General features: G+C 67.4%; 1 pseudogene. It reads right to left on the bottom strand.

The window, feature by feature from the left end:
- Positions 1–389: pseudogene (locus U5A57_RS41445) on the bottom strand (sulfonate ABC transporter permease); the annotation flags it as partial.

Here is a 389-nt window from a genome sequence, read left to right as displayed (position 1 = left end):
AAGATCGCCGCGAGTTCGGCGCCGAGCACGCGCGAGGGAAAGAGCGCGAGGAAAAACGTGACCGTGAACGAGATGTATCCGAGCACCGGCACCGACTGCAGGATGTCGAGAATCGGCACGAGCAGCAGGCCCGCGCGGCGGCTCTTCGCCGCGAGCGTGCCGTACACGAGCGTGAAGGTCAGCGAGGCGACCATGGCCGCGAGCATGCGCAGCGTGGTGCGCATGGCGTACTCGGGCAGGTTGGCCGGATCGAGCGAGATGACCTGGGTCTTGAGCGTGGCGATGGGCGCCATCGTCTCGTGAAAGCCCACGGCCGCCATCGCGATCAGGCCGATCATCAGCGGGAACGCCACGAAGTCCCAGCGGTTCGGCAGCACGCGCCACGCCGA

The sequence above is a fragment of the Paraburkholderia sp. J11-2 genome, from assembly GCF_905220185.1.
Classification (GTDB): domain Bacteria; phylum Pseudomonadota; class Gammaproteobacteria; order Burkholderiales; family Burkholderiaceae; genus Paraburkholderia.
This window is presented reverse-complemented; position numbering and strand designations above follow the sequence as displayed.